The 791-nt window shown below is 49.9% G+C and carries 1 protein-coding gene; it reads right to left on the bottom strand.

Annotated features, from left to right (window positions below; all coding sequences use genetic code 11):
* Positions 1-61: 61 nt before the first annotated feature.
* Positions 62-791 (bottom strand): Tn3 family transposase (locus tag HX884_RS26675; RefSeq protein WP_178295440.1); only part of this gene is annotated, 730 nt, incomplete at its 5' end.

The raw sequence follows: 791 nt of genomic DNA, 5'->3' as shown, positions 1-791 counted from the left end.
AAGCCTGTCCTCAGCATAGTACCGGGAAGGAGGGAGTGACCATCTCATTAAATATCCTACGCTAAGCCTGTTTTTTGTACAGGCTACTATTCACTGAGCGTAATGCGCGGTATTTACCCTGTCCCAGTTTGAGGTTTGTCCTCCAGACGTAATCCCCGCTCAGGTTGATATGTTCCCATCCCAGCGGTGACAGATGGGTAATCAGTTGCTCATTAATCGGGATCCCTTTCCGTCTCAATGAATCTATCGCTCTTTCTATATATACCGTATTCCACAGCGAGATCGCCGCAGTCATCAATGTCAGCCCACTTGCCCGGTAACTTTGGTTTTCCAGTCCCCGATCTCTGATTTCCCCCAGTCGGTGCATAAAGACTGCTCGCGCAAGGGCATTGCGGGCCTCACCTTTATTCAACCCAGCCTGTACTCGTCGACGCAGCGAAGGGTCCCGGAACCAGTCCAACATAAACAATGACCTTTCTATGCGGCCAATCTCCCTCAGAGCCTTTGCCAGACCATTCTGTTTAGGATAGCTGGCCAGCCTTTTCATCATCAGTGATGCTGTTACCGTTCCCTGCTTTATAGAACTTGCCAGACGCAGTACCTCATGCCAGTGGGTTTCAATTTCCTTCAGATTCAGGCTGGTTGAGGAGATGATTGACTGAAGCCCCGGATACAACTCAGCTTTTCCATGAATAAACAGCCGCTTGTCATGAAGATCCCGGATCCTTGGCGCAAAAGCGTAAGCGTCAAGCCACTGCCGCCTGTTGCGATTACTAACGATTGACGATGAT

This window comes from Enterobacter sp. SECR19-1250 (genome assembly GCF_013391025.1).
Taxonomy (GTDB): Bacteria; Pseudomonadota; Gammaproteobacteria; order Enterobacterales; family Enterobacteriaceae; genus Enterobacter; species Enterobacter cloacae.
This window is presented reverse-complemented; position numbering and strand designations above follow the sequence as displayed.